The sequence below is a fragment of the Azospirillum melinis genome (assembly GCF_013340935.1).
In the GTDB taxonomy this organism is placed as follows: Bacteria; Pseudomonadota; Alphaproteobacteria; order Azospirillales; family Azospirillaceae; genus Azospirillum; species Azospirillum melinis.
Genome location: NZ_WHOS01000002.1, coordinates 13,479 through 36,624, shown reverse-complemented (window position 1 = coordinate 36,624; position 23,146 = coordinate 13,479). Strand labels below are relative to the sequence as shown.

Here is a 23,146-nt window from a genome sequence, read left to right as displayed (position 1 = left end):
CATCATGCCGAAGAGACGCTTTTCTTCTTTGCTGGGCGCCGCCGCCGTCCTCGCCCTGGGCTTCGGCCAGGAGGCTGCGGCGGAGGCCGTGGTCGTGGCGTCCAGTGCGCCCGGCTATGTCCAGGGCCAGCTCGTTACCGACGGGCAGGCGGTCAGGCTTCCCGACGGGGCGAATGCGACGCTGTTGTTCGCCAACGGCCGCCTGCTGCGGCTGCGCGGTCCCTATGACGGGATTCCCGGCCAGACGGCGGACGGAGCCGTGTCGGCCCGTGCCGGTCCCGGCGACGACCGGTTCATGCAGAGCGACCTCGGTGCCGCGCGTGCTTTGGGAAATCCGCTGGATGCGGCGCTGGAGAAGGCGCTGGCCATCGACCCGTCGGCATCCGGCACGCAATGCGTCAAGGCCGGCAGCCTGCCCCTGCTACGGCGTCCGGCGGAGCCGGGACTGGACCGGCTGACGGTGCAGGCCGGCGGGGAACGTGCGGCGGTCGAATGGATGAACGGCAGCCCGGCCCCCTGGCCGCGGAGCCTGCCGCTCGCGGATGGGACGGACATCGGCATGCTGCGGGCGGATGGAACACCCATCGGCACCTTGCATGTCCGCACGGTGGAGGCCACGGGCGGGGCGGCGCTGGCGGTCGGCCTGGCGTCGGCCGGCTGCGCCGGGCAGATCGGGGCGGCGATGGCGTCCTTGCGCGACGCGATGGTGCCGCTCGACGTCTTTCTTTCCGCCGATCCGGGCGGCAATGCCGCCTACCGGCCGGGCGAGGACATCCGGCTGCTGGTGCAGACCGACCGCGACGCCCATCTTTATTGCTATCTGCGCAACGCGCGCGGCCAGTTGATCCCGATCTTCCCGTCCGGTGCCACGATGAGCGCCCGGGTGATGGGTAATGTGCCGATCAGCCTGTCCGGCGACCGCATGCCGCTGCGTGCCGGGGACGCTCCGGCCGATCTGGAGGTGCGCTGCATCGCCACCAGCCGCAATCTGGACGGCGAGATTCCCGGCCGCGATGCCGCCTTCCGCCCCTTGGCCGAGGATGCCGCGGGCCAACTTGACCGCGCGGTGTCCCGCCTGCGCGAGACGGAGGTGGCCTCCGCCCAGCTGATCCTGAAGGTTCGGTGAGGAGCGGATGGACGGCCCGCCGGCGAACCCCAGGGAAGGGCCGGAGCCTCCCGTCGTGGCGAAACCGGTGGTGTGCGACCCGCCGCCGGACCGTCGCGGCTGGTCGCGCCGGTGGCTGCCGGTGGCCGTCATGCTGGCGAGTGCGGTGCTGGCGCTTGCCGCCACGCGGCTGGTGCCGCCGCTGCGCACCGCCGACGAGAGCTTGAGCGACCGGCTGATCGCCGCCGCTGCTCCCGCGCAGCCACAGCATGCGGCCATCGCGCTGGTGCTGTTCGGCGAGGACAGCTTCGCCGGCCTTGCCTGCCGGTCGCCGGTGGATCGCGGCATGCTGGCCGACATCGTCGGCGTTCTGGCGGCGGCCGGGGTCCGCGCCATCGGCATCGACGTGCTGTTCGACCAGCCGAGCCTTCCGGCGCTGGACGAGCGGCTGCGCCGCGCCATGCTTGGCGCACCGGTTCCGGTGGTGGCGATCACCGCCCTGGAGCAGACGCCACTGACCGAGCGGCAGCGCCGTTTCCTCGACGGCTTCACCGACGGGATGCCGCGCGGCCATGCCAATCTGGCGAAGGACCGGCTGGATGCCGCCGTGCGCTGGCATGTCCCCTTCGGCGGCGACGGCACGCCGAGCCTGCCGGTTCAGCTTGCCCGCCTGGGCGGTGTGCCGGTTGTGCCGGGTGAGCCCTTCCGCATCGACTGGCATGGCCGGCCGGACGGCTCGACCGCCCCTTTTCCGATCTATCCCGCGGAGACTGTCGCCGTTCTGCCGAAAAGCTGGCTGGCCGGGCGGATGGTGCTGGTGGGCACGGCGCTGGCCGGCATCGATCAGCATCGGACGCCGCTGTCGTCGGCCGGTGCATCAACGCCGGGGGTGGAGATCGAGGCGCATGTGCTGGCCCAGCTTCTCGATGGGCGGAGCAGCCCGCGCCTGCCATTCGCGGGAGAAGCGGCGCTGGCGCTGCTGATGGCGGCGGCCGGGGTGGCGGTGGCGCTGGCGGGATTGCCCTTGTGGCTGGTGGCGGCGGCCGGGCTGCTTGTGCCGGCTGCCGCCTGGACAGGTGCCAATGCGCTGTTCGCGGCGGGCGGGCCGCTGGTGCCGCTGGTGGCGCCGTCATTGGCCTGGGGGGCGGGGCTTGCGGCCATGACCGTGCAGATGTCGCTGCGCGAACGGGCGGACCGGCGCGTCATGATGCAGCTGTTCGCCAACCATGTCTCCCAGCCGGTCGCGGAGGAGATCTGGCGCGAACGCGCGACCTTCATGGCCGGCAACCGCCCGCGTCCGCAGCAACTGACTGCCACCGTGCTGTTTTCCGATATCGAAGGCTTCACCACCATCTGCGAGGCCCTGGAGCCGGAACCGCTGATCCGCTGGCTGGAGGGCTATCTGGATGCCATGGTCCACATCGTCACCGCCAATGACGGGGTGGTTCTGCGCTTCGTCGGCGATGCGATTCTGGCGGTGTTCGGCGCGCCGGTCGCCCGCAGCGCGCAGGACGAGATCGACGCCGACGCCCGCCGTGCGGTCTGTTGCGCCTTGCAAATGGGCCGGGACCTGGTGGCGTTGAACCGGCGGTGGCAGGCGGAAGGGCTGCCGCCGGTCGGCATCCGGGTCGGCGTGCACACCGGCCCGCTCGTCGCCGGCAGCCTTGGCGGGTTGCGGCACAGCGAATACTCGCTTCTCGGTGACACCGCGAACACCGCCGCCCGGCTGGAGGCCTATGGCAAGCTGGTCGATGCCCGCACGTCGCGCCATTGCCGGATCATCGTCGGCGATCCGACTTGGCAGGCGGTGCGGGAGCAGCAGGCGGCGGGCGTCCGCTGCACGGCGCTGCCGGTGGGCGAGGTCGCGCTGAAGGGCAAGGTGAAGGCGGTGCGGATCTGGCTGTTGATCGACGATGAAGACGCCGATAGCCGTCGGTGATAATCATCAGCATTAATCCTCGATACAGGAAGTAATCACTTCGGCCTGCCACCCCCTCTTTTGCCGGGTTCAGGCTCAAGGGGCGGCTTGGAATGGATCTTAGCCATGGTATGCTTCCTTCCATCCATGGCGGGCTGCCGGCAATTTCCGAAATCGATTCGAACAGCCATCCGCTATGCGCCGCAAACTTCGCCGGTGAGCCTACAGGTCGCATGCGACCGACGACGGAGTGCGGCGCCTCTTTGCACGGGTACGGAGGCGGGGATGGTGAAACCGGTCGGACCCTGCCGGACGATGGTCGCGGTGCTGCTCCTATTGCTGGCGGCTGGGCTGCTGGCGGTCATGGGCCTCGGCGGGGGAGCGCTTGCGGCCGGTCCGGCCACCACCGGACAGACGCCGGCCGGTGCCGCGGCGGAAAGCCGGTTGGCGCTGGTGATCGGGGTCAGCAACTACCGCAATGCGCCGGAACTGGTGAATCCGCGCAACGATGCGAAAGCCATCGGCGAGGCGTTGCGGGCACTGAACTTCACGGTGGACGAGCAGTACGACCTGGACGCCCGCGGCTTCGCCACCGCCTTGCGCCAGTTCGGCCTGAAGGCGTCGCAGGCCGACGTGGCGGTGATCTTCTATGCCGGGCACGGCATTCAGGTGAACGGCGTCAACTATCTGCTGCCGGCCGACGCCCAGCTGGAACGCGAACGCGATCTGGTCTATGAGGCGATCCCGCTGAACCTGCCGATGGGTGAACTGGCGGGAGCACGCAAGCTCGGCATCCTCATCCTCGACGCCTGCCGCAACAATCCCTTCGTCGACCGCCTGACCCGCAGCGGGTCGAACCGCAACCAGGCGCATCCCGGCTTCGGCAGCGTCGACGACACGCCGAGCGACACGCTGGTGGCGATGGCGACCCGCGCCGACCAGCTGGCGGAGGACGGCACCGGCGACCACAGTCCCTTCAGCGCGGCGCTGCTCCAGCATCTCCAGACGCCGGGGCTGGAACTGAGCCTGTTCTTCCGCAATGTGCGCGATACGGTGAAGCAGGCCACCAACGGCCGGCAGGAGCCGTTCGTCTACGGGTCGCTGGGGGCGACGCCCTTCTACTTCAACCCGCGCCCGCCCAACCGGCCGCCGGTGCTGGGCGAGTTGCGGGCGCTGACCGTGCTGGATCGTGCCGGCGCGGAGCCGCTGGGGGCCGGCAAGCCGACCGATCCCGACGACGACCAGATGTATGCCCGCGTCACCGGACTGCCGCGCGGCGGCACCGTCCGTGTCGGGGAACGCAGCGTGCTGATTGGCGACTATCTGACGGTGGAACAGCTGGCGGCCACCAGCTTCAAGCCCGACGGCAGTTTCCGCGGCGATGCCGGCGCCTTCGAGTTCCTGGTGGCCGACGGGCGCGGCGGCATGACCACCGGTGCCGTCCCCGTGACGATCAAGCCGAGCAACCAGCCTCCGGCGGTGGTGGCGGAGCGCAAGCTGCGCGTCGCCGGCAACCCGATGGGGATTGACGCGCCGTCCGATCCGGACGGCGACCCGCTGACCGTCACCGTCACCGCCGTGCCCGAGCGCGGCAGCGTCCACAATGGGGCGGCGGTGGTGAAGTCGGGCGACCGGCTGACCGTCCAGGCGCTGACCGGCCTGACCTTCGACCCGGAAGCCGCCGCCCCCGGTCCGGCCGGCACCCTTCGCTACAGCGTCGATGATGGGCGCGGCGGCACCGCCACGGCGAGCGTCAGCGTGGAGATCGCGGCACCCGGCACCGCCCCGGTGGCCGAACTGGAGGACAGCCTGTGGAAGCGCATCCAGTCCAGCAAGGAGCCCGGCGACTATCAGGCCTTCCTGCAACTGTTCGGCAGCGGCAATTACGCCCCACTGGCCCGCCGCCAGCTTGAGGCGCTGAAGCTCGCCGGCAAACCGGCGGAGCCGCCGCCAAAAGCGGAAGCCAAGCCGGAAACGGCGATGGGGCCGGGCCTGGAGCCGGCGGAGCCCGGACGCTACACCGTCACGGCGGACGGCATCCTGCGGGCGACCCCGGCCAATGCCGGCGCGCGGGTCGGCCGAGTGGCGCGCGGGGCCGTGGTGCAGGTTCTCGGCCGCGTGCCGGATGGCGGGTGGTACCGCATCGCGCTGGAGGACGGGACCCAGGGCTTCGTCGCCGCCGCTCTGTTGAAGCGTGAAGCGCCCCCGGCGCCGGCACCGGTCCAGGCCACGGCACCACCACCGGCCGAGCCGCAGGTGGCGGCGGCCGTGCCGCCGGCAGCACCGCAGCCAGCAACGCCGACCGGGCCGCCGGCTGCGCCCTCAACCACCCCATCCGGGCCGACGAACGGCACGGCGCGCAATCATGGCTCGGGCAACAGCTTCCAGGATTGTCCGACCTGCCCGGTGCTGGTGCGGGTGCCGGCCGGCAATTTCATGATGGGGAACGACAAGGGCGACCCGTCGGAACGGCCGGTCCACCGCGTCACCATCGCCAAGCCCTTCGCGCTCGGCATGTATGAGGTGACGGTCGGCGAATGGCGCGCCTGCATCCAGGAGGGTGGCTGCACCGACATGCCGCGCATGACCAACCCGACCGATGGAACCCCCGTCCACAACCTGCATTGGCAGGATGCGCAGGCCTATGTGGCCTGGCTCAGCCGCAAGACCGGGCAGCGCTATCGCCTGCCGAGCGAGGCGGAATGGGAGTTCGCAGCGCGGGCCGGCACCACCACGCCCTATTGGTGGGGGGCGGAGGAGGGGAACCACGCCGACTGCGACGATTGCGGCGGTCCGCACGAACATCTGACCCCGGCCGCCGCCGGCAGCTACAAGGCCAATCCGCTCGGTCTGCACGACATGAACGGTGGCGTGGCGGAATGGGTGGCCGACTGCTGGAACAAGAACTACCAGGGCGCCCCGGCCGACGGCAGCGCCTGGACTCAGGGGAACTGCCGCAAGCGGGTTCTGCGCGGCGGATCCTGGCGCGACAAGCTGGAAGCCATCAATGGAACGATGCGCAACAGTTACGACATCGACGTGCGCTATCTCACCAACGGCTTCCGGGTGGCGCGGGAAGTGAACTGACGGAGGTCAGCGCTGGACCGTAACCGTCGTCTGGGTCGCCCGGTTGCCCTTGCCGACGGCGGTGTTGGTGGTGGTGTTCACGTTGTTGAACTGCACGCCGCCATTGGCCAGCGCCGCGGGCAGGTGCGGCAGCGGCCCGGCGGTGCTCATCAGCAGGTCCAGCGTCGAAGGCCCGGCGGGCTTGGCGGTTGGGGCGGGAGCCGGCTCCGGCGCCGGGGCGGCGGTCTCCACCGGGCCGGCGCTGCCCGCCGCGGTTCCGTCGCCGAGCTGCTGCTGGCTGATGTTGCCGTCGCCGAAGGCGAAGTTCAGCGCGCTGTTGAAATTGTTCACGATGAAGGGCGCATCGATGATGGTGAAGCTGGGGTCGACCGGCTGCACCGGCGGCTGACGGCTGGCGGCCAGCGGCTGCCCCTTGTTGAAGCCGGCGAGATATCCGGCGTCGCCACGGATGCGGGTGATCGCCTGCTGGTTCACGGAAGACCGGCGCACGGACGGGTTGGTGACCATCGCACCGGGAGGGGCGCCGCGGGGCGTCGGATTCACCGACACCGGCAGCCGGGGTGTCTGGGCGAAGGCCTGCGCCATCGCCGCACCGGGGATCGGACCGGGCGGAAAGGCGATGCCGCCGGTGACCTGGGCCGCGGCCGTCCCGGCGGTCAGCAGCAGGGCGGCGAATGCAGGCAGTAAGACGGTGCGGGACGATTTCATCGCTGGCTCCCTCATTGGCTGACGGCCGGGTGTGGGGAGCATCTTGAGGCTGATCGTAAAAGCGCGCTGTGGCGCGGCTCACAAGCGGCGCCGGATTGACGTCTCAGCCGCAGGAGTCGGCGATGTCGTCCAGGGCGTCGGTGTCGCGGATGACGATGTAGCCGGCGTCCATCTCGATCACGCCGGCACGCTGCCATTCGTTCAGCAGCTTGTTGACGCTCTCGCGCGAGACGCCGACGAGGCAGCCCAACTGCTGCTGCGACAGCTTGATGTCCAGCCGCAGCCCCTCGGGCCCCCGTTTGCCGAAGGCGTCGCCCAGCCGCTTCAGGGCGCGGGCGAAACGGGAGGGTGCTTCCAAAAAGAGAGTGTCCTCCAGATGCTCGCTGGTCTGGCGCAGCCGCTGGCAAAGCACGCTGATGATGCGGAAGGCCAAATCCGGCCTTGCCGTCAGCACCGGCATCAGCTGCGACCGGTCCAGAACCAGAAGGTCGGTTTCCTCCAGGGCCACCGCGTCGGCGGTGCGCGGTTCGCCATCCAGCAGGGCGATCTCGCCGAACAGGCCGCCCTTGTTGATGATGCTCAGCACCAGTTCCTTGCCGTCCATGGAATGGCAGCAGATCTTCACCCGGCCGCGGATGACCGCCATCATGCTGTCGCCGGGGTCGCCCTTCTGGAAGATCATGGCGCCGCGCGCGTGGTGGGACAGCCGCGCAGCGGTCGCCAGACGATGCCTTTCCTCCCGCTCCAGATGCTTGAGCAGGAAATGTCCGGCAAGGACGAGATCCTTGTCGAAATTGATCCTTATCGCGGTCATGGCTGCCTCTTGGCTGAGCTTAGGCTGACGGCGCGGGTGTGACGACTTCGGTGTGACGATGCGGGGAATGGTACCCCGGCAACCGACCCGACCCCCGCCGTCAAAGGCGGTACGCCGTCGTCGGAGCTTCTGCCCCGTTCGTGCACGGGTCGGATACGAAAAGGGCGACCGGCGTCTGCCGGCCGCCCTTCGATTGCGGGATGGTGCAATAAATCGACCTTAGCGGAAGATTTCCTTCGGTGGCAGCGGCTGTGGATTGAGGGCGCGGTCGCTGCCGTAGGCGGGACCCGGGGTGAAGCCCGGCAAGGTTGTCTTCCCGCAGGTCAGGCAGGGTGGCGGCTTCGGAATGCCGGGAGCCGGCTGGAGGATCAGCGGGCCAAGCGTGGTGGTGCGCGTATAGGACAAAGGCGGTGACGCGGCGAAGGCCGGTGCCGTGGCAATGGCGGCGAGCGTCAGGGTCAAGGTCAGGGTCGGCAGGCGGGACATGGCGGTATCTCCGGTGGAGGTTTCTCCGGTTACGCGGCTCGGTGGGGATCAGTCGATGTCCGGATCGTCATCGTCCTCCAGGGTCAGGGAGTGGGCCCGATGGTCGAAGGGGAACCCCCGGCGCTCGAGCAGGCTGTGCAGATCGGGAGTGATCGGACGGGGAAGCCGTTGGATTTCCGCGTCGGGAACGGCTTCCGACTGCGGGTCGGACGGGGTGGCCGAACAGCGGGTCCGGCCGTTGTGCGTCACGCAGCTCAGCGTCCCCGACCCCCGCATGCAGACGGTCTTGCCGTTGACCGTCTGGCAGGAGAGGGAGTCGGCCTGCACCGGGGCCGAAACGGCCAGGACCAGCAGGGCGGATGCGGCAAGGGCTGGGAGTGTCGGGAGCTTCGGCATCAGTAGCCTCCGGGATTGGAGGGAAAAGAGCGCTCAGCGGCGAAGGCCGGTCAGCGATTGGGCGGCGCTGTTGCCGATCCCGGCGGTGACGTTGGTGCCGACCCCGACATTGGTGCTGACCAGGGGGCCGCGGCCGCTGAAGTTCAGCCCGACCTGCACGCCGCTGCCCTGGATGCCCAGCAGCCTCTGACCGGCGCTGTTGCCGATGCCGGCGGCGACGTTGGTGGCGGTGCCGACATTGGTGCTGACCAGCGGGCTGACGCCGCGGATAGGAGCGCCGCCCCCGCCCTGGAGGAAAACACCCTGCTGCTGTGCCGAGTTGCCGATGCCGGCGCCAACATTGGTGGCGTTGCCGACGTTGGTGCTGACCAGTCCGGGAACCGCCGTCATCGACGGCATGCCGGGACCGGTCATGGGACCGACGGGCTTGTTTTGCGCCAGGGCGGGAGTGGCGAGCAGCATGGCGGCGAGGGTGCCCAGAACACAGGTGCGGATCATGGCGGGATATCCTTCGGTTGGGAATGGGGTGAGGTGGCGTCCTTGTGGAAAGCTTAAGTGAAGTGCCGGAACCGCTTCTGTGAGCTGCCCCACAACTGCGGGCGGATTTCCCGCTGGAGTGCGGAGCGGGCCTCAGGGGCTGCCGGCGGGCAGAAAAAAGCTCCGGCCGTTGCCGGCCGGAGCGAGGTCAGGGAGGAAGCCGGGAGAAGGGGATGGTCAGCGCTGCTTCACCAGGGCGCTCTGTCCGGCGAAGTTGCCGACGCCGGCCGACAGGTTCTGCATGTTGCTGCGATTGAAGGGGCCGACCAGCCCGCCCGAACGCTGCAGCACCGTGCCGCTCTGCAGGGCGGTGTTGCCGATGCCGGCCGCCGTGTTGCCGACGTTGGCGACGTTACCGCCGCTCAGCAGGCCGCCGCTCCGCTGCATCACCGTCGCCATCTGGCCGGCGTTGTTGCCGATGCCCGCCGCGGTGTTGCCGATGGTGGCCGCCGAGCCGCCGTTGAACAGGCCGCCGCTCCGCTGCTTCACGAATGCTTCCTGGTTGGCCGTGTTGCCGATGCCGGCGGCGAGGTTGGACACGGTGGCGCTGTTCGGGCCGGCGAAGGGGCCCTTGGACTTCTGCATGACCAGCGCGCTCTGGTTGGCGGTGTTGCCGATGCCGGCCGCGGTGTTGGAGATGTCGGAGATGTTCTGGGCCATCGCCGGGGCGGCGAACAGGGCGAACGAAGCGAAGCCGGTCAGCAGGGCGGTGCGGATCATGGTCTGTCTCCTGTTTTCGGGGCCGCGGGGCGCGGCGTGTTGCCGATGGACAGACCCTATCCAAGCGCCGGATTCCCGGATGTGAGCCGCACCACAAACACCGGCGTTTTGTCGATCAGCGCTGTTTTGTGGCGGGATGCGCCTCCTGCCAGTGCGGATGGGTGACATAGGCGGTGAGGGCGCCCTGCGCGTGCGAGCGGATGGTGACGGTTGAGCCCTTGGGCATATAGACGATCTCGCCCGGACCGGCGGTGACCGTGCCGGCGCCGGAGGTGACGGAGACCCAGCCTTCCAGCACCACCATCACATCGTCGACGACGATCTGCTCGTCGATGCTCTGGTCGGGTGCGTAACGGCCGTAACCGATGGTGACGGGCCCGCCATGGCGCTGGTCGACGGCGTTGCCGACGAACACGTCGGCCTGCTGGCCGGGCGTGCGTTCAAGCTGGATATCGGTGACGGCGAATTTGCGAACGGTCATTTGTGTCTTCCTGGAATGGTGGGTGCGATCACCCTCAGCTAGTATCCAGGGCGCTCTGTCATAAGGCGGCTGCGGTGCAACAGGGTGGTGGGTGGCATTCAGCAATGCGAAGGCGATTGAAGCCGGGGGAGTATGCGGAGGTGCGGGCGTTCGTCGCTGTGGCGGAGGCGTGCAGCTTTCGCCGGGCGGCTGCCGAACTGGGGCTGACGCCGTCGACGCTGAGCCATGCGATCCGCGCCTTCGAGGATCGGCTGGGCCTGCGGTTGCTGAACCGCACCACGCGGGCCGTGACGGTGACGGAAGCCGGTGCCAGGCTGTTGCAGGATCTGCGCCCGGCGCTGGCGCTGCTGGACGAGGCCGTCGCCGCGGCCGGCATCCCGGAGGACGCGCCGGTCGGGACCGTCCGGCTTGCGGCACCACGGCTGGCGATCCAGATGCTGGTGGGGCCGGCGATCCGCCGGCTTGCACACGAGTGTCCGCATGTGACGCTGGACGTGCGCACGGTCGAATGGCCGGGCGACCTGACCGACGGGTTCGATCTGGGCATCCAGTATGGCAACGAGGTGGCACAGGACATGGTGGCGGTGGCGCTGACCAAGCCCTTCACCACCGCGGTCGTCGGCTCGCCCGGCTATTTCGCCGACCATCCGGCCCCGTTCCATCCGTCCGATCTGGTGCGTCACCGTTGCATCGGCTGCCTCAGCGGCCCCGGCGGAGCGCTCTATCGCTGGGCCTTCGAGCGCGACGGGGAAACGGTGGTGCTCGACGTCGACGGCACGCTGGTCACCGATGATGCCGACCTGATGCTAGATGCGGCAATCGGCGGCGTCGGCCTGTGGCACGGCATCGATCAGGTCGTGCAGCCGATGATCGACGACGGGCTGTTGCTGAGGGTGCTGGCCGACTGGTCGCCGAGCTATCCCGGCTTCCACCTCTATTACGCGGCGGGCGCGCCGCTGTCCCCGGCCGTGCGCGCCGTCGTGGATGCGTTGCGGGGCAAAGACTGAGCGCCGTCCGGGCCTGGAACGGTCCGGAAGCGCCGCGGGTTTACTCTGCCGCGGTCATCACCCGTGCTGCCGGCTGCGGCAGCTTGCCGGACCGGAAGACCAGGACGGAGAACAGTCCAAGCGAGCCGAGCAGGAGCAGCGCGCTGACCGCGGCGACGGGTTCGAACGCGGCATGGCCGAGATGCAGCGCTGCGACCGCGACCGTGAGGAAGGCGGTGCCGACGCTCCAGACGACGATCTGGGTCATCGCAAGACGGCTGGTTTCCAATGCCGGATGCAGGCGGTAAAAGACGCCGAACAGGAACAGCGACACCCAGCCCAGAAGATTGAGGTGCGCATGGGCCGGCATCAGGGTGTGATCCTGCGATGCCGCCATTCCAATGCCCATGCTGAGACCGGCGATTGCGAACAGGCAAGCCACCTTGAAACTTGTGGATGAAGTTTTCATTGCCCTGACTCCGATTTCCTGCCCTGTAAAGGTTCGTGTTCGAACGATGTCAGAGCACGAATCGGGAGTCCATGGAAAATCCACTTATAACCATTCAGATATCGCAGGCTGTTATTTTAAAAAATCCCGAATATCATCCGGGATACTGCGCTCCATCAAGTTATGGCTCGCCACAACAACTTGAGCCATGGGGCCAGATGATAAGTAAGCCGATACCGCGAAACGAGTGCTTGGCAGCACCGGTCGATTGCCGAGGGCCGTGCGTTCAGCGACTGCGGTTGGTCCCAATTGCGTGCCCAGCCTATCGGCGGGCATGGTTCCCCCCGAACGCTGTGCGATACGGGGCACCATGAAGCGGGTATGGGTCGCCACGACCCTCGGACTGATCATCCTGTTGAACGGCGTGCTCGGCGGCCTGCTCTCGGCGGAGCGCAGCGCCGACATCCGGTCCATGGTCGATTTGGCCTCGCTCACCACCGCTCACAGCGCCGAGCATATGGACGAGGTGCTGGAGATCGCGGACCGCACCATTTCCGTGGTGTCGGAATTCATGCGGGTTTCCGAACGGATCGCGGACCTTGAAGAGTTCGACATCCATCGTCTTCTGGTGCATCAGCACCGGGTCACACCGATCCTGCGAAGCCTTTTCGTCGTCAAACCGGACGGGCAGTTGACCCACGATTCCCGGACGCCGCATCCCGTTGGCGTCGATCTGCATGACCGCGATTATGTCCAGTATCATTTGAACGGCGGTGCGGACATCCTGTTCATCGGAAAGCCGGTCGTCAGCCGGACCGACTGCCAGTGGATGGTGCCGGTCAGCCGCCGGGTCGAGGACCGGTTCGGCCGCCTTGTCGGAATCGTCACTGCGGCGCTCGATCCGGAAGTCTTCTCCGCGATGCTCAAGGCATTCCCGCTGCCGGAGGGCATGCAGGCGGCAATCGTTTCGCCGTCCGGTTTCGTGTTCGGATGCCTGCCCAGCATGGACTGCCTTGGCCGCTCGGCCGGCGGCTGGCCGCTGTTCCTCCACCATGGGCAGGAACCGGGGACGACCACCAGCACGACGCGAGGCTCCATCCTGCCGGGTGTGGCCGGTCCCGGCGCCTATCAGGTCAGTCCCCGCTACGGCATCATCGCGGCGGCGAACATCGAAACCAGGGAGGCGATCGGCGGCTGGCTCGGCCGCCTGCCCGTCTTTTTCCTGCTGGACCTGGTGCTGAGCGGCGGTGGGGCGGTGCTATCCGCCACTCTCTACCGTCAGGTCGCCCGGCGGCGGCGGGCGATGTTCCAGCTGGCCGAAGCCAACGCCCGGCTGGAACAGCGTGTGGTGGAGCGCACGGCCGCCTTGCAGCGCAGCGAAGAGCGGCTGACCGCCTTTGTCTCCACTGCGCGCGATGCGATGCTGGTGGTAGACGGCTCCGGCACCATCCAGTTTCTCAACCCTGCCGCAACGTCTCTGTTCGGCTATGCCGCCGAGGATTTGATCGGCCGGACCATCGACCTGCTGCTGCCTTGCCAATTGAGCGACCTGCAGGATCCCGGTCACTTCGCGCGCCACGGACCGGCCGGGCAGGCCGGTGTCCGTGAACTGGTGGCGCGCCATCGCAGCGGCGTGGAATTTCCGGTCGAACTCACGCTCGGCGCGTCGCACAGCGAGGGAGAGGCGATCTATGTCGGCGTGCTTCGCGACATCCGCGAGCGCAAGCTGCAGGAAGAGAGGCTGTGGGAACTGGCCAACCTGGATCCGCTGACCGGGCTGCTGAACCGCCGTGCCTTCATGGGGCGCGGCGCCGAATTGCTGGAGGGGGTCTGGCGGCAGGGCCGGCCGGTCAGCGTCCTGATGATCGACGCCGACCATTTCAAATCGATCAACGACGGCTTCGGGCATCAGGCCGGCGACGATGTGCTGCGCATGCTGGCCGACATCCTCCAGGCGGCGGTGCGCGGCGGCGATCTGCTGGGACGGCTGGGCGGCGAGGAATTCGCCATCATCCTGCCGGGCGCCGACGGTCCCGACGCCGACCGTATCGCCGAGCGGCTTCTGGCGGACGTCCGGCAGGCGCGGGTGACCGTGCCGGGCCGTATGCTGGGCATTACCGTCAGCATCGGCATCAGCGTGATGCGGCGGCGCAGCACGCTGGACGACCTGCTGGCGGCTGCGGATCAGGCGCTGTATGCGGCCAAGATCGCAGGGCGGGACCGGCGGGCCATCGCGGCCTGAGGGAACGCACCAGGGTGCTGCGCAGGGGGGCTGTCCTAGGAGGCAACCTGAAAGCGCAAGTCCGAAGCGACGGGCGATGCGCATCCTGGTCATCCGGGCCTGAGCGCAGGCTTTGCGGGAACGCAGGTGGGGGCCACGGGGTTACCCTCGGGCACCTCAACGAACGGAGCCCAGATGACCCTTCAGCAGTTCATGTCCTTCGCGCTGGTGGGCATCGTGGTGGCGATGCTGGTCTGGAACAGGTGGCGGTTCGACGTGGTTGCGGTGCTGGCCCTGCTGGCCGGCGTGTTCCTGGGGCTGATCCCCGCGAAGGAGGCCTTTTCCGGCTTTGCCGACGACATCGTCATCATCATCGCCTCCGCCCTGATCGTCAGCGCCGGGATCGCCCGCTCCGGGGTGATCGACGCGCTGGTGCGTCCGGTGGCGGCGAAGCTCAGCACGCCGACGAGTCAGATCGCCTTCCTGTGCGGATCGGTGGCCTTCATGTCCGCGCTGATGAAGAACATCGGCGCGCTCGCCATCTTCCTGCCGATCACCATGCAGCTGGCGCGGCGGCACCGGACGGGGGCGCACCGGGTGCTGATGCCGATGGCTTTCGCCTCGCTGATGGGCGGGCTGATGACGCTGGTCGGCACCTCCCCCAACATCATCGTCTCGCGGGTGCGGACCGAGATCGTCGGCCAGCCATTTTCCATGTTCGACTACCTGCCGGTCGGGCTGGGCATCACGGTCGTCGGGCTGCTGTTCCTGATGGTCGGCTGGCGCCTGCTGCCCCAGGACCGCAGCGGCGCGCGCTCGGCGGAGGAGACCTTCGCGGTCGAGAATTACGCCAGCGAGATGAGGCTGCCGGCCGGGTCCTCCTTCGTCGGGCGCACCGTCCGCGACGTGGAAGCCCTGGCGGAGGGCGAGGCGCAGGTGATCGGCCTGATCCGCGAACGCTTCCGCCGCTATGTGCCGGACAAGCACTGGACCCTGATGGCCGACGACGTGCTGGTGCTGGAGGGTGACGCTCCCGCCCTTCAGCGCCTCGTCCAGGGCGCGTCGCTGGAGCCGCTGGGCATCCTGGAGGGGGCGGAAGGCGAAATGCTGGCGGTGGAGGCGGTGGTGACGCCTGACTCTCCGCTGGCCGGCAAATCGGATCGCTATCTGGATTTGCGGCGGCGCTTCGGCGTCAGTCTGCTGGCGGTCAGCCGGACCGGCGAGCGGCTTGCCCGGCGTCTGCACCATGTGACGTTCAAGGAGGGCGACCTGCTGCTGTTGCAGGTGCCGGCGGAGCGCTATCCGGATGCGCTGGCCGACGCCAGCCTGATCCCGCTGGCGGAGCGCAGGCTGCAGCTCGGCCGGCGCCGTCCGGTCTGGGTGCCGGTCGGCATCCTGGTCGTCACGATGCTGGTCCTCGCCTTCCATCTGGCGCCGCTGGCGGTCACCTTCCTGGCGGCTGCCGCCGCGATGATCGTCACCGGCGTGCTGAGCGTCGAGGATGCCTACCACGCGGTGGAATGGCCGATCCTCGTCCTGCTGGCGGCACTGATCCCGGTCAGCGGCACGCTGGAAAGCACAGGGGCGACGCAGGTGATCTCCACCCTGCTGGCTGACGCCGCGCGCGGCCTGCCGGCGGTGGCCTGCGTGGCGCTGATCATGGCGGCGGCAATGGCGGTGACGCCGTTCCTGAACAACGCCGCGACGGTGCTGGTGATGGCGCCCATCGGCGCGGGCGTGGCGCAGCAGCTGGGGCTCAGCCCCGACCCCTTCCTGATGGCGGTCGCGGTCGGTGCCGGCAGCGATTTCCTGACGCCCATCGGCCACCAGTGCAACACGCTGGTGATGGGACCGGGCGGCTACCGGTTCGGCGATTATCCGCGGCTGGGCGTGCCGCTGTCGCTGATCATCCTGGCGCTGGGCACCTGGCTGATCGTCATGGTCTGGCCGCTTGGTGGCTGAGAGGAGCGGCTGAGCGGGGAGGGGAACAACGGGAAGCCGGCCTCCGTTCCCCAAGCCTGATGTCCGGATGGCCTGAACAACGAGGATCACGACCGTGCTGGTTTCCGAGATCATGGCGAAGGCGCTGGAGTTCATTTCACCGGACGCCACCGTGCAGGACGCCGCGACGCTGATGGGGGAACTGGATGTCGGTGCCCTGCCGGTCGGAGCGGCCGACGACATCGTCGGCATCCTGACGGACCGCGACATCCTGTTCCGCGTGGTTGCGGAGGGCGGTGACAACACGCGGGTGCGGGTGCGCGACGTGATGTCGAGCGCGCTGTTCAGCTGCCGCGACACCGACACGCTGGCCACCGCCATGGACATCATGGGTGCCTATCATGTGCGCCGCCTGCCGGTGCTGGACGAGGGCGGGGTGGTCGTCGGCTGGCTGACGCTGAGCGACATCTCGCGCCGCATGCTGCTGGACACCGACACAATCCGCGAAGCGCTGAGCGAACTCAGCGCCAGCGGGCAGGATGTGTGAGAGGACAAAGGAAGTCCCCCGCCATTCCCTTTACAGCCGCAGCCCCATCTGCCGGTTGAGGCGGACCACCAGATCGGCGGGCAGGCCAAGGCGCTGGGCGAGATAGCGCAGGTAGGAGCGGTTGATCGCCGCGTTCTTGTCGACCGTCGCCAGGGATACGGCGTAGAAACGCGCGGCCAGCCGCGGGGTCTCGACCCGGCGGACCAGCTCCTCCAGGCATTGTGGTTGGTCCACCAACTGCTCCAGCCGGCTCCGGGCGTCCTCGTCGAGGCTGCTGGTGCCGAGCCTGCTCCGGATCCGGCCACGTTCGATCGCATCCAGTTCGCCGTCGGCCTGGGCGGCGGCCGACATGGCAAGGACCAGCAGATGGGTCTCTTCCGCGTCGGAGGTCCGGAAGTCGGTGGGCGCACGGTCGAGCAGCTGGTGGCGGTTGCGCAGATGGGCGTCGAGGATCTGCCGGCCCAGCATCGCATGCAGCGCCGGCTCGTGGCCCAGGCGGGACTTCGGCGGAACGGGATCGGCCCCGAGGGCGGCATCCGGTGCGGCATCCGGGCCGGGTGCCTCGGGCACTCCGGCGAAAAGGCGTTTCAGCAGGCCGAGGGGGGCTTGGGTCATTCCGCGGTTACTCCCCGGCCGTTTGCGGGCGGCGCTGCATGGCGGTGTCGATCTGCGTCAGCAGGCGGGAGAAATCGACCGGCTTGGGGTGATAGTCGTCGCAGCCCGCCTGCAAGGTCTTCTCGCGGTCGCCGGACATGGCGTGAGCGGTCAGTGCGATGATCGGGATGCCGGCGGTCTCCTGCCCCGCCTTCAGCTCGCGGGCAGCGGTCCAGCCGTCGATGATGGGCAGGTTCATGTCGAGCAGGATGACGTCGGGCTGTTCGCTGCGCGCCATGTCCACCCCCTGCCGTCCGTCGAAGGCGAGAACGACGTCGAACCCGCGCCGTTTCAGCCGGCGCGACAGGAAGTCCCAGATTTCCTCATGATCCTCGACCAGCAGCAGCTTAGCCATCGGTACCTCCTGTTCCGTTCGTCGCGCCGGCGTCCATGCCCCGGTCCTGGGGGCCCCGTTCCTGGGGGGGCCGGTCGGGCGGAGCGGGCCGCAGGCGGGCGATCGCTTCCTTCAACTCCTCGATCACCCCATCCGCTCCGTCCTCTGCCATCGGGATGATGTCCTGCACCCGGCCGCGCAGTTCCTCCGTCTCGTCGCGCCCGATCGGCTGGGCGACGACGACGATGACGGGGATGTCGCGCCAGTCCGGGTTGCGGTCCAGCGCCTTGAGAAAGGCGAAGCCGTCCAGCCCGGCCATGACGGGGTCGAGCAGGATGACCGTCGGCAGGGTGGTGGCGAGACGGCTGAACGCCTCCTCCTCCGTTTCGGTCTCGGCGATCTGCCAGCCGTCGCGGCCCAGTTCGGCGGCCAGGAGGGTGCGGGTCTCGTCCGCTTCCATCATCACCAACGCTGTGCCCGGCGCCTGCCCGCCGAGGCCGCTCAGCACCCGGTGCAGGCGCTGCCAGTCCACCGGCTTGGTGAAGTAGTCGGCAGCGCCCAGCGACAGGGCCAGCCCCTTTTCCCGGCGCGACGAGATGATGATGACGGGAATGTCGGCGAGGTCGGGCTCGGCCTTCAGCACCGACAGCACCGACCAGCCGTCGGTCCGCGGCATCATCACGTCCAGCAGGATGGCGCGCGGGCGGATTTGCCGGGCAATCGACAGGCCGGTCTGCCCATCGGCGGCCAGAGCGACGCCGAACCCTTCGCGGTGCAGGAAACGGGCGAGCAGCTCGCGCATCGCCTGTTCGTCGTCGATGATCAGGATCGTCTCGCGGGCGGCCTGGGACGGCGTGACCTCCTCCACCCGCAACGGGTCGGCATCGGCCGTGCCGGCCAGACGGCCATGCCGCAGGTCGGCGGGAAGGCGGAGCGTGAAGCCGGTGCCCTGGCCCGATGCGGTGTCGACGGATATCTCGCCGCCCAGCATGTTGGCGAAGGCCTTGGTGATCGCCAGTCCGAGCCCGGTCCCGCCGAAGCGCCGGGTGGTGGAGCTGTCGGCCTGCATGAAGCGTTCGAACAGCCGGCGGACCTGTTCCGGCGTCATGCCGATCCCGGTGTCGGTGACGCGGAAGACGACCATGTCGGCGGAGGTGGTCTCCTCCGCGCCCTGCGGGCCGGGGGCAGCCCGCTCCACCGACAGGGTGATGGTGCCGTCCTCGGTGAATTTCGCGGCGTTGCTCAACAGGTTGAAGAGGCACTGGCGCACCTTCACCACGTCGGTGTGCATGGTGCCGAGCCCGTCCGCCACCTCTACGGCCAGCCGGTTGCCCTTCTTCGACACCAGCGCCTCCACCGTCGCGGCGACCTCGCGCGTCAGCTCGGCGATGTCGGCGTCCTCGCCATGCACCTCCATCTTGCCGGCCTCGATCTTCGAGATGTCGAGGACGCCGTTGATGAGGTTCAGCAGGTGGCGGGCGTTCGCCTCTATCTTCTCCAGATCGGGCAGCATGCTGTCGACGCCGAGGTCGGCCAGTTCCTCCTCCAGCATTTCGGTGTAGCCGATGACGGCGCTGAGCGGTGTGCGCAGCTCGTGGCTCATGTTGGCGATGAACAGGCTCTTGGCCCGGTTGGCCTCCTCCGCGGTGAAACGGGCGGCCTCCAGCTCCTCCTCCACCCGCTTGCGCACGCTGATGTCCTGCATGGCGCCGATCATGCGCAGGGGCTGGCCGATGGGACTGCGCAGAACGAAGCCGCGGTCGAGGATGCTGGCATAGCTGCCGTCGGCACGGCGGAAGCGGTATTCGTCGTTCCAGCGCGTGCCGCCGCCGTCGATCACCGCATGGATGCCGGTGACCACATGGTCCTGGTCGTCGGGGTGGATGTGGTCCATCCACCAGGAGGCGGAGGTCTCGCCGGTGTCCGCGCCGTAGCCGAAGAGGGTGCGCACCGCCTCGTTCCAATGGATGCGGTCGGACGACAGGTTCCAGTCCCAGATGGCGTCGTTGGTTGCCTGCGCCGCCAGCCGGTAGCGCTCCTCCGTCTCGCGCAGCGCCTCCTCGGCGCGACGGCGGGTGGTGATGTCGGTATGGACGCCGACCCATTCCTGAACCGCGCCACCGGCGTCGAGGAGCGGCACGGCGCGCACCAGCATGTCGCGATAGACGCCGTCATAGCGGCGCAGGCGGTGTTCCGTCTTGTAGATCGTCCGCCCCGCCCGCGCCGCACGCCAGGCTTCCGAGGTGTGGGGGCGGTCGTCGGGGTGGATCGCCTCGACCCAGCCGATGCCCTTCAACTCGTCGAAGGTCTGGCCGGTGAAACTGCTCCAACTCGGCTGCGGGGTCTCGAAACGGCCGGCGCCGGAGGTGTACCAGACGATGGCGGCGGTCGCCTCCACCAGCGAGCGGAAGCGCTCCTCGCTGAGGCGCAACTTCTCCTCCGCCCGCTTGGCGTCGGTGGTGTCCCAGGTCACGCCGATCAGCGTCAGGCTGCGTTCCGGCGTGCTGTCGGTCACCACCCCGCGCGCCACCGCCCAGCGGACCTCGCCGGACGGCAGCAGGATGCGGAATTCGGCGTCATATTCGCCGCGCTCCCGCCGGGCGGTTTCGATGATCCCGCCGATCCGCGGCTGGTCGTCGGGATGGACGCGGCCGGTCACGTCGGAGCCGCCGATCGGCTGGTCCGCGGTGAAGTCGAAGATCTCGCGCAGCCGGCCGTCTGCCTCGATGCGGTCCTCCTCCAAATTCCACGACCATGCGCCGATCCGCGCGGCGCGCAGCGCCAGTTGCAGCCGACGCTCCGCCTCCATGATCCGGGATTCGGCCTTGCGCTGCTCGGTCACGTCGGTGTTGGTGCCCAGCCAGCGCAGGATCCGCCCATCTTGGCCGCGCACCGGCACGGCGCGCGACAGGAACCAGCGGTACTGTCCATCCTTGCCGCGCAAGGGAAAGGTATCCTCCCACGGCTCGCCGGTGCGGATGGCGCGGAAGAAACCGTCGGAGGCGCGGTCGACATGGTCGGGGTGGTGGACGCTCCGCCAGTTCCAGCCCTCCGTCTCGCCCGGCCTGGCGCCGGTATAGTCGTACCAGCGCCGGTTGTACCAATAGATCGCGCCGCTGGCATCGGCCATCCAGGTCAGCTGCGGGATCAGGTCGGCGAGGCCGCGGAACTGGGCCTCGTTCTCGCGCAGCAGGGCTTCGGTGCGGCGGCGCGCGGCGGCATCGTTGGCGCGGTCGATGGCGCCCCCCAGCAGGTTGGCGACCCCCTGGAGGAAGGCGGCGTCGGCGGCGTCGAAGCGGCCCTCCCGGCTGCTGTCGACCTCCAGCACGCCGAATGGCGCGCCCTCGCCGCGGATGATGACGTTGACGGCGCGCGTCACCCCATGTTCGGCCAGCAGGGCGGGGCAGCGGAAGCGGGACTCGGCGCCGAGGTCGTTGGTGATGACCGGCTCGCCGGTCTTCAGTGCATAACCGGCAGGAGAGGTGAGGTCGGCGCCGACAGACCGCCGGCCGACCACAGCGGGATGCCAGCCGACACCGGCGCGGACCAGCAGACGCTCGGAGCCATCCGCGTCCTTCACCCATTCCAGCGCCTTGCAGAGTTCGGCCTCCAGCGCTTCGGCGCAGAGGGCGGTTGCCTGCTGCAACAGCTCGGCGATGTCGGTGCTTTTCAGGGCGGCCATGCCGAAACGGGCCAGCAGGTCGTGCTGCCTCTCCCTGCGGGTGAGGCTGGCGGCAAGCTGGCTGCTGGACGGGGTGTCGGTCTGGGACGCTTGGTCGGGGGGCATGAACCATGGTCGGACGGGGATGGACAGCAATGGAAACAGCAGTCGGCGCCATTCGTTCACGGCGGCGTGTTGGGTTACCGCTCACGACCTGAGCCGTCGTGGTTGGGGCAGGCGGTCGATTGCTTTTTCCGCTCGTCCCCGTCCTCTCGGCAGTCTTTCGCCGGTCCCGGACATGGGCGGCGTGTTGCGGCTTCCGGTCCGTCGTGCAGAGGGCTATTTTCCTTCGACCTGCGGAGCGGCTGCTCCGGTCCCTGGTCAGGCAGCCGTTCCCGCCACTGTACGAACACGAGGCATGGATGTCGAACAGCCTGAAATTCTACATCGACGGCGCCTGGGTGGATCCGGCGAACGGGCCCGCGACCGGGACGGCGGGCGGCACGACGCTCGACGTGATCGATCCGGCGACGGAGGAGGCCTTCGCCACCATCGCGATGGGCTCAGCGGAGGATATCGACCGGGCGGTCGCCGCGGCCCGCGCCGCCTTCCCGGCCTTCGCCGCCACCTCGCGCGAGGAGCGGCTTGCCCTGATGCGGCGCCTGCTGGAGTGCTACAAGGCGCGCTACGACGCCGTCGCGGACATCCTGTCGCGTGAGATGGGGGCGCCGAAGACGCTGGCCCACCGTTCGCAGGCCGCCATGGGAACCGCCCATCTCTCCCGGATGATCGAGACGCTGGAAGGCTTCGCGTTCGAGGAACTGCGCGGATCCACCCTGATCAGCAAGGAGCCGATCGGCGTCGTCGGCATGATCACGCCGTGGAACTGGCCGATCAACCAGATCATGTGCAAGGTGGCGCCGGCGCTGGCCGCCGGCTGCACCATGGTGCTGAAGCCGAGCGAGATCGCCCCGCTCAACGCCATCCTCTTCGCCGAAGCCGTCCATGAGGCCGGCGTGCCGAAGGGCGTCTTCAACCTCATCAACGGCGACGGCCCGACGGTGGGCGAGGCCATCGCCCGCCATTCGGGCGTCGACATGGTGTCCTTCACCGGATCGACGCGGGCCGGCATCCTCGTCGCCAAGGCGGCGGCCGACACGGTCAAGCGCGTGCATCAGGAACTGGGCGGCAAGTCCGCCAACATCATCCTGGACGATGCCGACCTGAACCGCGCCGTGAAGCTGGGCGTCGAGGGCTGCATGAACAACAGCGGCCAGTCGTGCAACGCCCCGACCCGGATGTTCGTGCCGGCCGCCCTCCACGGCCAGGCGGTGGAGATCGCCAGGACCACGGCCGAACGGTTGAAGGTCGGTGCGCCGTCCGCCGCCGACACCCGGCTCGGTCCGGTCGTCAGCCAGGTCCAGTACGACAAGATCCAGCGCCTGATCGAGACCGGCATCGCCGAGGGCGCCGACCTCGTCACCGGCGGTCCCGGCCGCCCCGAGGGGCTGAACCGCGGCTATTATGTCCGGCCGACGGTCTTCGCCAACGTCACCGACGACATGACCATCGCGCGCGAGGAGATCTTCGGCCCGGTGCTGGCGATCCTCCCCTATGGCAGCGAGGAAGAGGCGATCCGCCGGGCCAACGACACGCCCTACGGCCTCGCCTCCTATGTGCAGTCGGGCTCGCTGGAGCGTGCCCGCAAGGTGGCGGCGCAGATGCGCAGCGGGAACGTCTACATCAACCACCCGGCCTGGGACGCCGGCGCGCCCTTCGGCGGCTACAAGCAGTCCGGCAACGGGCGCGAATATGCCGATTTCGGGCTGGAGGAGTTCCTGGAGATCAAGGGGACCGTCGGCTACGCGCCCTGAAATCCATCCTTGATGGAGCCGTGTGCTCCACCATTCCCGGTGAGGCCGGCCGCCCATGGTTGGGTGGCCGGCCAGGGTGGCGCTGCCCCGCGTGCCTCAGAACGACCGGATCATGGAAACGAGCATCCCTATCTAGGCTCCGGCCTCATCGTCGGCCGGAGGGGCCTCGCATGTAGTGGCGTTCGGGCCGGTAGGACGGGCGGAACCAGGACGAGAAGCGGGCCCGGA

Annotated in this window: 19 protein-coding genes; 8 read left to right on the top strand and 11 right to left on the bottom strand. The window is 68.8% G+C overall.

Features of this window, described 5'->3' with window-relative positions:
• Window positions 1–4 precede the first annotated feature (4 nt).
• The 3 genes from GBZ48_RS01830 (at window position 5) to GBZ48_RS01820 (ending at window position 6,110) form a co-directional block, all read left to right on the top strand.
• A complete protein-coding gene (locus tag GBZ48_RS01830; protein WP_174469445.1) occupies window positions 5–1,126 on the top strand; it encodes a DUF4384 domain-containing protein in 1,122 nt (373 codons plus the stop codon).
• A 55-nt stretch (window positions 1,127–1,181) separates the two neighbouring features.
• Entirely contained in the window at window positions 1,182–3,044 is a 1,863-nt protein-coding gene (locus GBZ48_RS01825; protein ID WP_174469444.1) for a CHASE2 domain-containing protein, read from the top strand.
• Window positions 3,045–3,308: 264 nt separating this feature from the next.
• A complete protein-coding gene (locus GBZ48_RS01820; protein WP_174469443.1) occupies window positions 3,309–6,110 on the top strand; it encodes an SUMF1/EgtB/PvdO family nonheme iron enzyme in 2,802 nt (933 codons plus the stop codon).
• A gap of 6 nt (window positions 6,111–6,116) precedes the next feature.
• On the opposite strand, the gene GBZ48_RS01815 is transcribed toward GBZ48_RS01820, so the two are convergent.
• The 7 genes from GBZ48_RS01815 to GBZ48_RS01785 all read right to left on the bottom strand — a co-directional run bounded on the left by GBZ48_RS01815 (window position 6,117) and on the right by GBZ48_RS01785 (window position 10,252).
• Window positions 6,117–6,818, bottom strand: coding sequence for a hypothetical protein (locus GBZ48_RS01815; RefSeq protein ID WP_174469442.1), 702 nt, complete (start codon window positions 6,816–6,818; stop codon window positions 6,117–6,119).
• A 103-nt stretch (window positions 6,819–6,921) separates the two neighbouring features.
• A complete protein-coding gene (locus tag GBZ48_RS01810; RefSeq protein ID WP_174469441.1) occupies window positions 6,922–7,632 on the bottom strand; it encodes a Crp/Fnr family transcriptional regulator in 711 nt (236 codons plus the stop codon).
• Between the two features lie 219 nt (window positions 7,633–7,851).
• Window positions 7,852–8,118, bottom strand: coding sequence for a hypothetical protein (locus tag GBZ48_RS01805; protein WP_174469440.1), 267 nt, complete (start codon window positions 8,116–8,118; stop codon window positions 7,852–7,854).
• 48 nt (window positions 8,119–8,166) lie between these two features.
• Entirely contained in the window at window positions 8,167–8,514 is a 348-nt protein-coding gene (locus tag GBZ48_RS01800; RefSeq protein WP_174469439.1) for a hypothetical protein, read from the bottom strand.
• A gap of 33 nt (window positions 8,515–8,547) precedes the next feature.
• Complete coding sequence (locus tag GBZ48_RS01795) at window positions 8,548–9,012, bottom strand: hypothetical protein (protein ID WP_174469438.1); 465 nt, start codon at window positions 9,010–9,012, stop codon at window positions 8,548–8,550.
• Between the two features lie 216 nt (window positions 9,013–9,228).
• The gene (locus GBZ48_RS01790; RefSeq protein ID WP_174469437.1) at window positions 9,229–9,771 is read right to left on the bottom strand and encodes a hypothetical protein; all 543 of its coding nucleotides are present in this window, start codon (window positions 9,769–9,771) and stop codon (window positions 9,229–9,231) included.
• A gap of 115 nt (window positions 9,772–9,886) precedes the next feature.
• On the bottom strand, window positions 9,887–10,252 hold the full coding sequence (locus GBZ48_RS01785) for a cupin domain-containing protein (RefSeq protein ID WP_174469436.1): 366 nt from the start codon (window positions 10,250–10,252) through the stop codon (window positions 9,887–9,889).
• A 140-nt stretch (window positions 10,253–10,392) separates the two neighbouring features.
• On the opposite strand from GBZ48_RS01785, the gene GBZ48_RS01780 reads away from it, so the two are divergent.
• The gene (locus tag GBZ48_RS01780; protein WP_174469435.1) at window positions 10,393–11,259 is read left to right on the top strand and encodes a LysR substrate-binding domain-containing protein; all 867 of its coding nucleotides are present in this window, start codon (window positions 10,393–10,395) and stop codon (window positions 11,257–11,259) included.
• A 40-nt stretch (window positions 11,260–11,299) separates the two neighbouring features.
• Here GBZ48_RS01780 and GBZ48_RS01775 read toward each other — a convergent pair whose 3' ends face one another.
• The gene (locus tag GBZ48_RS01775; protein WP_174469434.1) at window positions 11,300–11,707 is read right to left on the bottom strand and encodes a hypothetical protein; all 408 of its coding nucleotides are present in this window, start codon (window positions 11,705–11,707) and stop codon (window positions 11,300–11,302) included.
• Window positions 11,708–12,056: 349 nt separating this feature from the next.
• Between GBZ48_RS01775 and GBZ48_RS01770 the strand changes: the two genes are divergently transcribed.
• The 3 genes from GBZ48_RS01770 (at window position 12,057) to GBZ48_RS01760 (ending at window position 16,395) form a co-directional block, all read left to right on the top strand.
• Window positions 12,057–13,928: a sensor domain-containing diguanylate cyclase gene (locus tag GBZ48_RS01770; protein ID WP_174469433.1), complete on the top strand. Its 1,872-nt coding sequence runs from the start codon at window positions 12,057–12,059 to the stop codon at window positions 13,926–13,928.
• A 174-nt stretch (window positions 13,929–14,102) separates the two neighbouring features.
• Window positions 14,103–15,869: an SLC13 family permease gene (locus GBZ48_RS01765; RefSeq protein ID WP_174469432.1), complete on the top strand. Its 1,767-nt coding sequence runs from the start codon at window positions 14,103–14,105 to the stop codon at window positions 15,867–15,869.
• A gap of 94 nt (window positions 15,870–15,963) precedes the next feature.
• Window positions 15,964–16,395 (top strand): CBS domain-containing protein, encoded by a 432-nt coding sequence (locus GBZ48_RS01760; protein WP_343049109.1) that lies wholly within the window; start codon window positions 15,964–15,966, stop codon window positions 16,393–16,395.
• Between the two features lie 30 nt (window positions 16,396–16,425).
• Here the strand turns inward: GBZ48_RS01760 and GBZ48_RS01755 are convergent, their stop codons facing one another.
• The 3 genes from GBZ48_RS01755 to GBZ48_RS01745 are packed head-to-tail and all read right to left on the bottom strand — an operon-like array spanning window position 16,426 to window position 21,170.
• A complete protein-coding gene (locus tag GBZ48_RS01755; protein WP_174469431.1) occupies window positions 16,426–17,010 on the bottom strand; it encodes a DUF533 domain-containing protein in 585 nt (194 codons plus the stop codon).
• A gap of 7 nt (window positions 17,011–17,017) precedes the next feature.
• Window positions 17,018–17,404, bottom strand: a complete 387-nt coding sequence (locus GBZ48_RS01750) for a response regulator (RefSeq protein WP_174469430.1) — start codon at window positions 17,402–17,404, stop codon at window positions 17,018–17,020.
• Window positions 17,397–21,170 (bottom strand): PAS domain-containing protein, encoded by a 3,774-nt coding sequence (locus GBZ48_RS01745; protein ID WP_174469429.1) that lies wholly within the window; start codon window positions 21,168–21,170, stop codon window positions 17,397–17,399. The genes GBZ48_RS01750 and GBZ48_RS01745 overlap by 8 nt, the downstream gene beginning before the upstream one ends.
• 296 nt (window positions 21,171–21,466) lie before the next feature.
• Between GBZ48_RS01745 and GBZ48_RS01740 the strand changes: the two genes are divergently transcribed.
• On the top strand, window positions 21,467–22,918 hold the full coding sequence (locus GBZ48_RS01740) for an aldehyde dehydrogenase family protein (protein ID WP_174469428.1): 1,452 nt from the start codon (window positions 21,467–21,469) through the stop codon (window positions 22,916–22,918).
• Window positions 22,919–23,146 lie beyond the last annotated feature (228 nt).

Bases quoted from the DNA above. Each gene is read 5' to 3' on its own strand.
- GBZ48_RS01765 (WP_174469432.1), top strand. From the start codon at position 14,103: ATGACCCTTCAGCAGTTCATGTCCTTCGCGCTGGTGGGCATCGTGGTG.
- GBZ48_RS01790 (WP_174469437.1), bottom strand. From the start codon at position 9,771: ATGATCCGCACCGCCCTGCTGACCGGCTTCGCTTCGTTCGCCCTGTTC.
- GBZ48_RS01740 (WP_174469428.1), top strand. From the start codon at position 21,467: ATGTCGAACAGCCTGAAATTCTACATCGACGGCGCCTGGGTGGATCCG.
- GBZ48_RS01815 (WP_174469442.1), bottom strand. From the start codon at position 6,818: ATGAAATCGTCCCGCACCGTCTTACTGCCTGCATTCGCCGCCCTGCTG.
- GBZ48_RS01745 (WP_174469429.1), bottom strand. From the start codon at position 21,170: ATGCCCCCCGACCAAGCGTCCCAGACCGACACCCCGTCCAGCAGCCAG.
- GBZ48_RS01795 (WP_174469438.1), bottom strand. From the start codon at position 9,012: ATGATCCGCACCTGTGTTCTGGGCACCCTCGCCGCCATGCTGCTCGCC.
- GBZ48_RS01805 (WP_174469440.1), bottom strand. From the start codon at position 8,118: ATGTCCCGCCTGCCGACCCTGACCTTGACCCTGACGCTCGCCGCCATT.
- GBZ48_RS01755 (WP_174469431.1), bottom strand. From the start codon at position 17,010: ATGACCCAAGCCCCCCTCGGCCTGCTGAAACGCCTTTTCGCCGGAGTG.
- GBZ48_RS01800 (WP_174469439.1), bottom strand. From the start codon at position 8,514: ATGCCGAAGCTCCCGACACTCCCAGCCCTTGCCGCATCCGCCCTGCTG.
- GBZ48_RS01810 (WP_174469441.1), bottom strand. From the start codon at position 7,632: ATGACCGCGATAAGGATCAATTTCGACAAGGATCTCGTCCTTGCCGGA.
- GBZ48_RS01775 (WP_174469434.1), bottom strand. From the start codon at position 11,707: ATGAAAACTTCATCCACAAGTTTCAAGGTGGCTTGCCTGTTCGCAATC.
- GBZ48_RS01750 (WP_174469430.1), bottom strand. From the start codon at position 17,404: ATGGCTAAGCTGCTGCTGGTCGAGGATCATGAGGAAATCTGGGACTTC.
- GBZ48_RS01820 (WP_174469443.1), top strand. From the start codon at position 3,309: ATGGTGAAACCGGTCGGACCCTGCCGGACGATGGTCGCGGTGCTGCTC.
- GBZ48_RS01770 (WP_174469433.1), top strand. From the start codon at position 12,057: ATGAAGCGGGTATGGGTCGCCACGACCCTCGGACTGATCATCCTGTTG.
- GBZ48_RS01830 (WP_174469445.1), top strand. From the start codon at position 5: ATGCCGAAGAGACGCTTTTCTTCTTTGCTGGGCGCCGCCGCCGTCCTC.
- GBZ48_RS01785 (WP_174469436.1), bottom strand. From the start codon at position 10,252: ATGACCGTTCGCAAATTCGCCGTCACCGATATCCAGCTTGAACGCACG.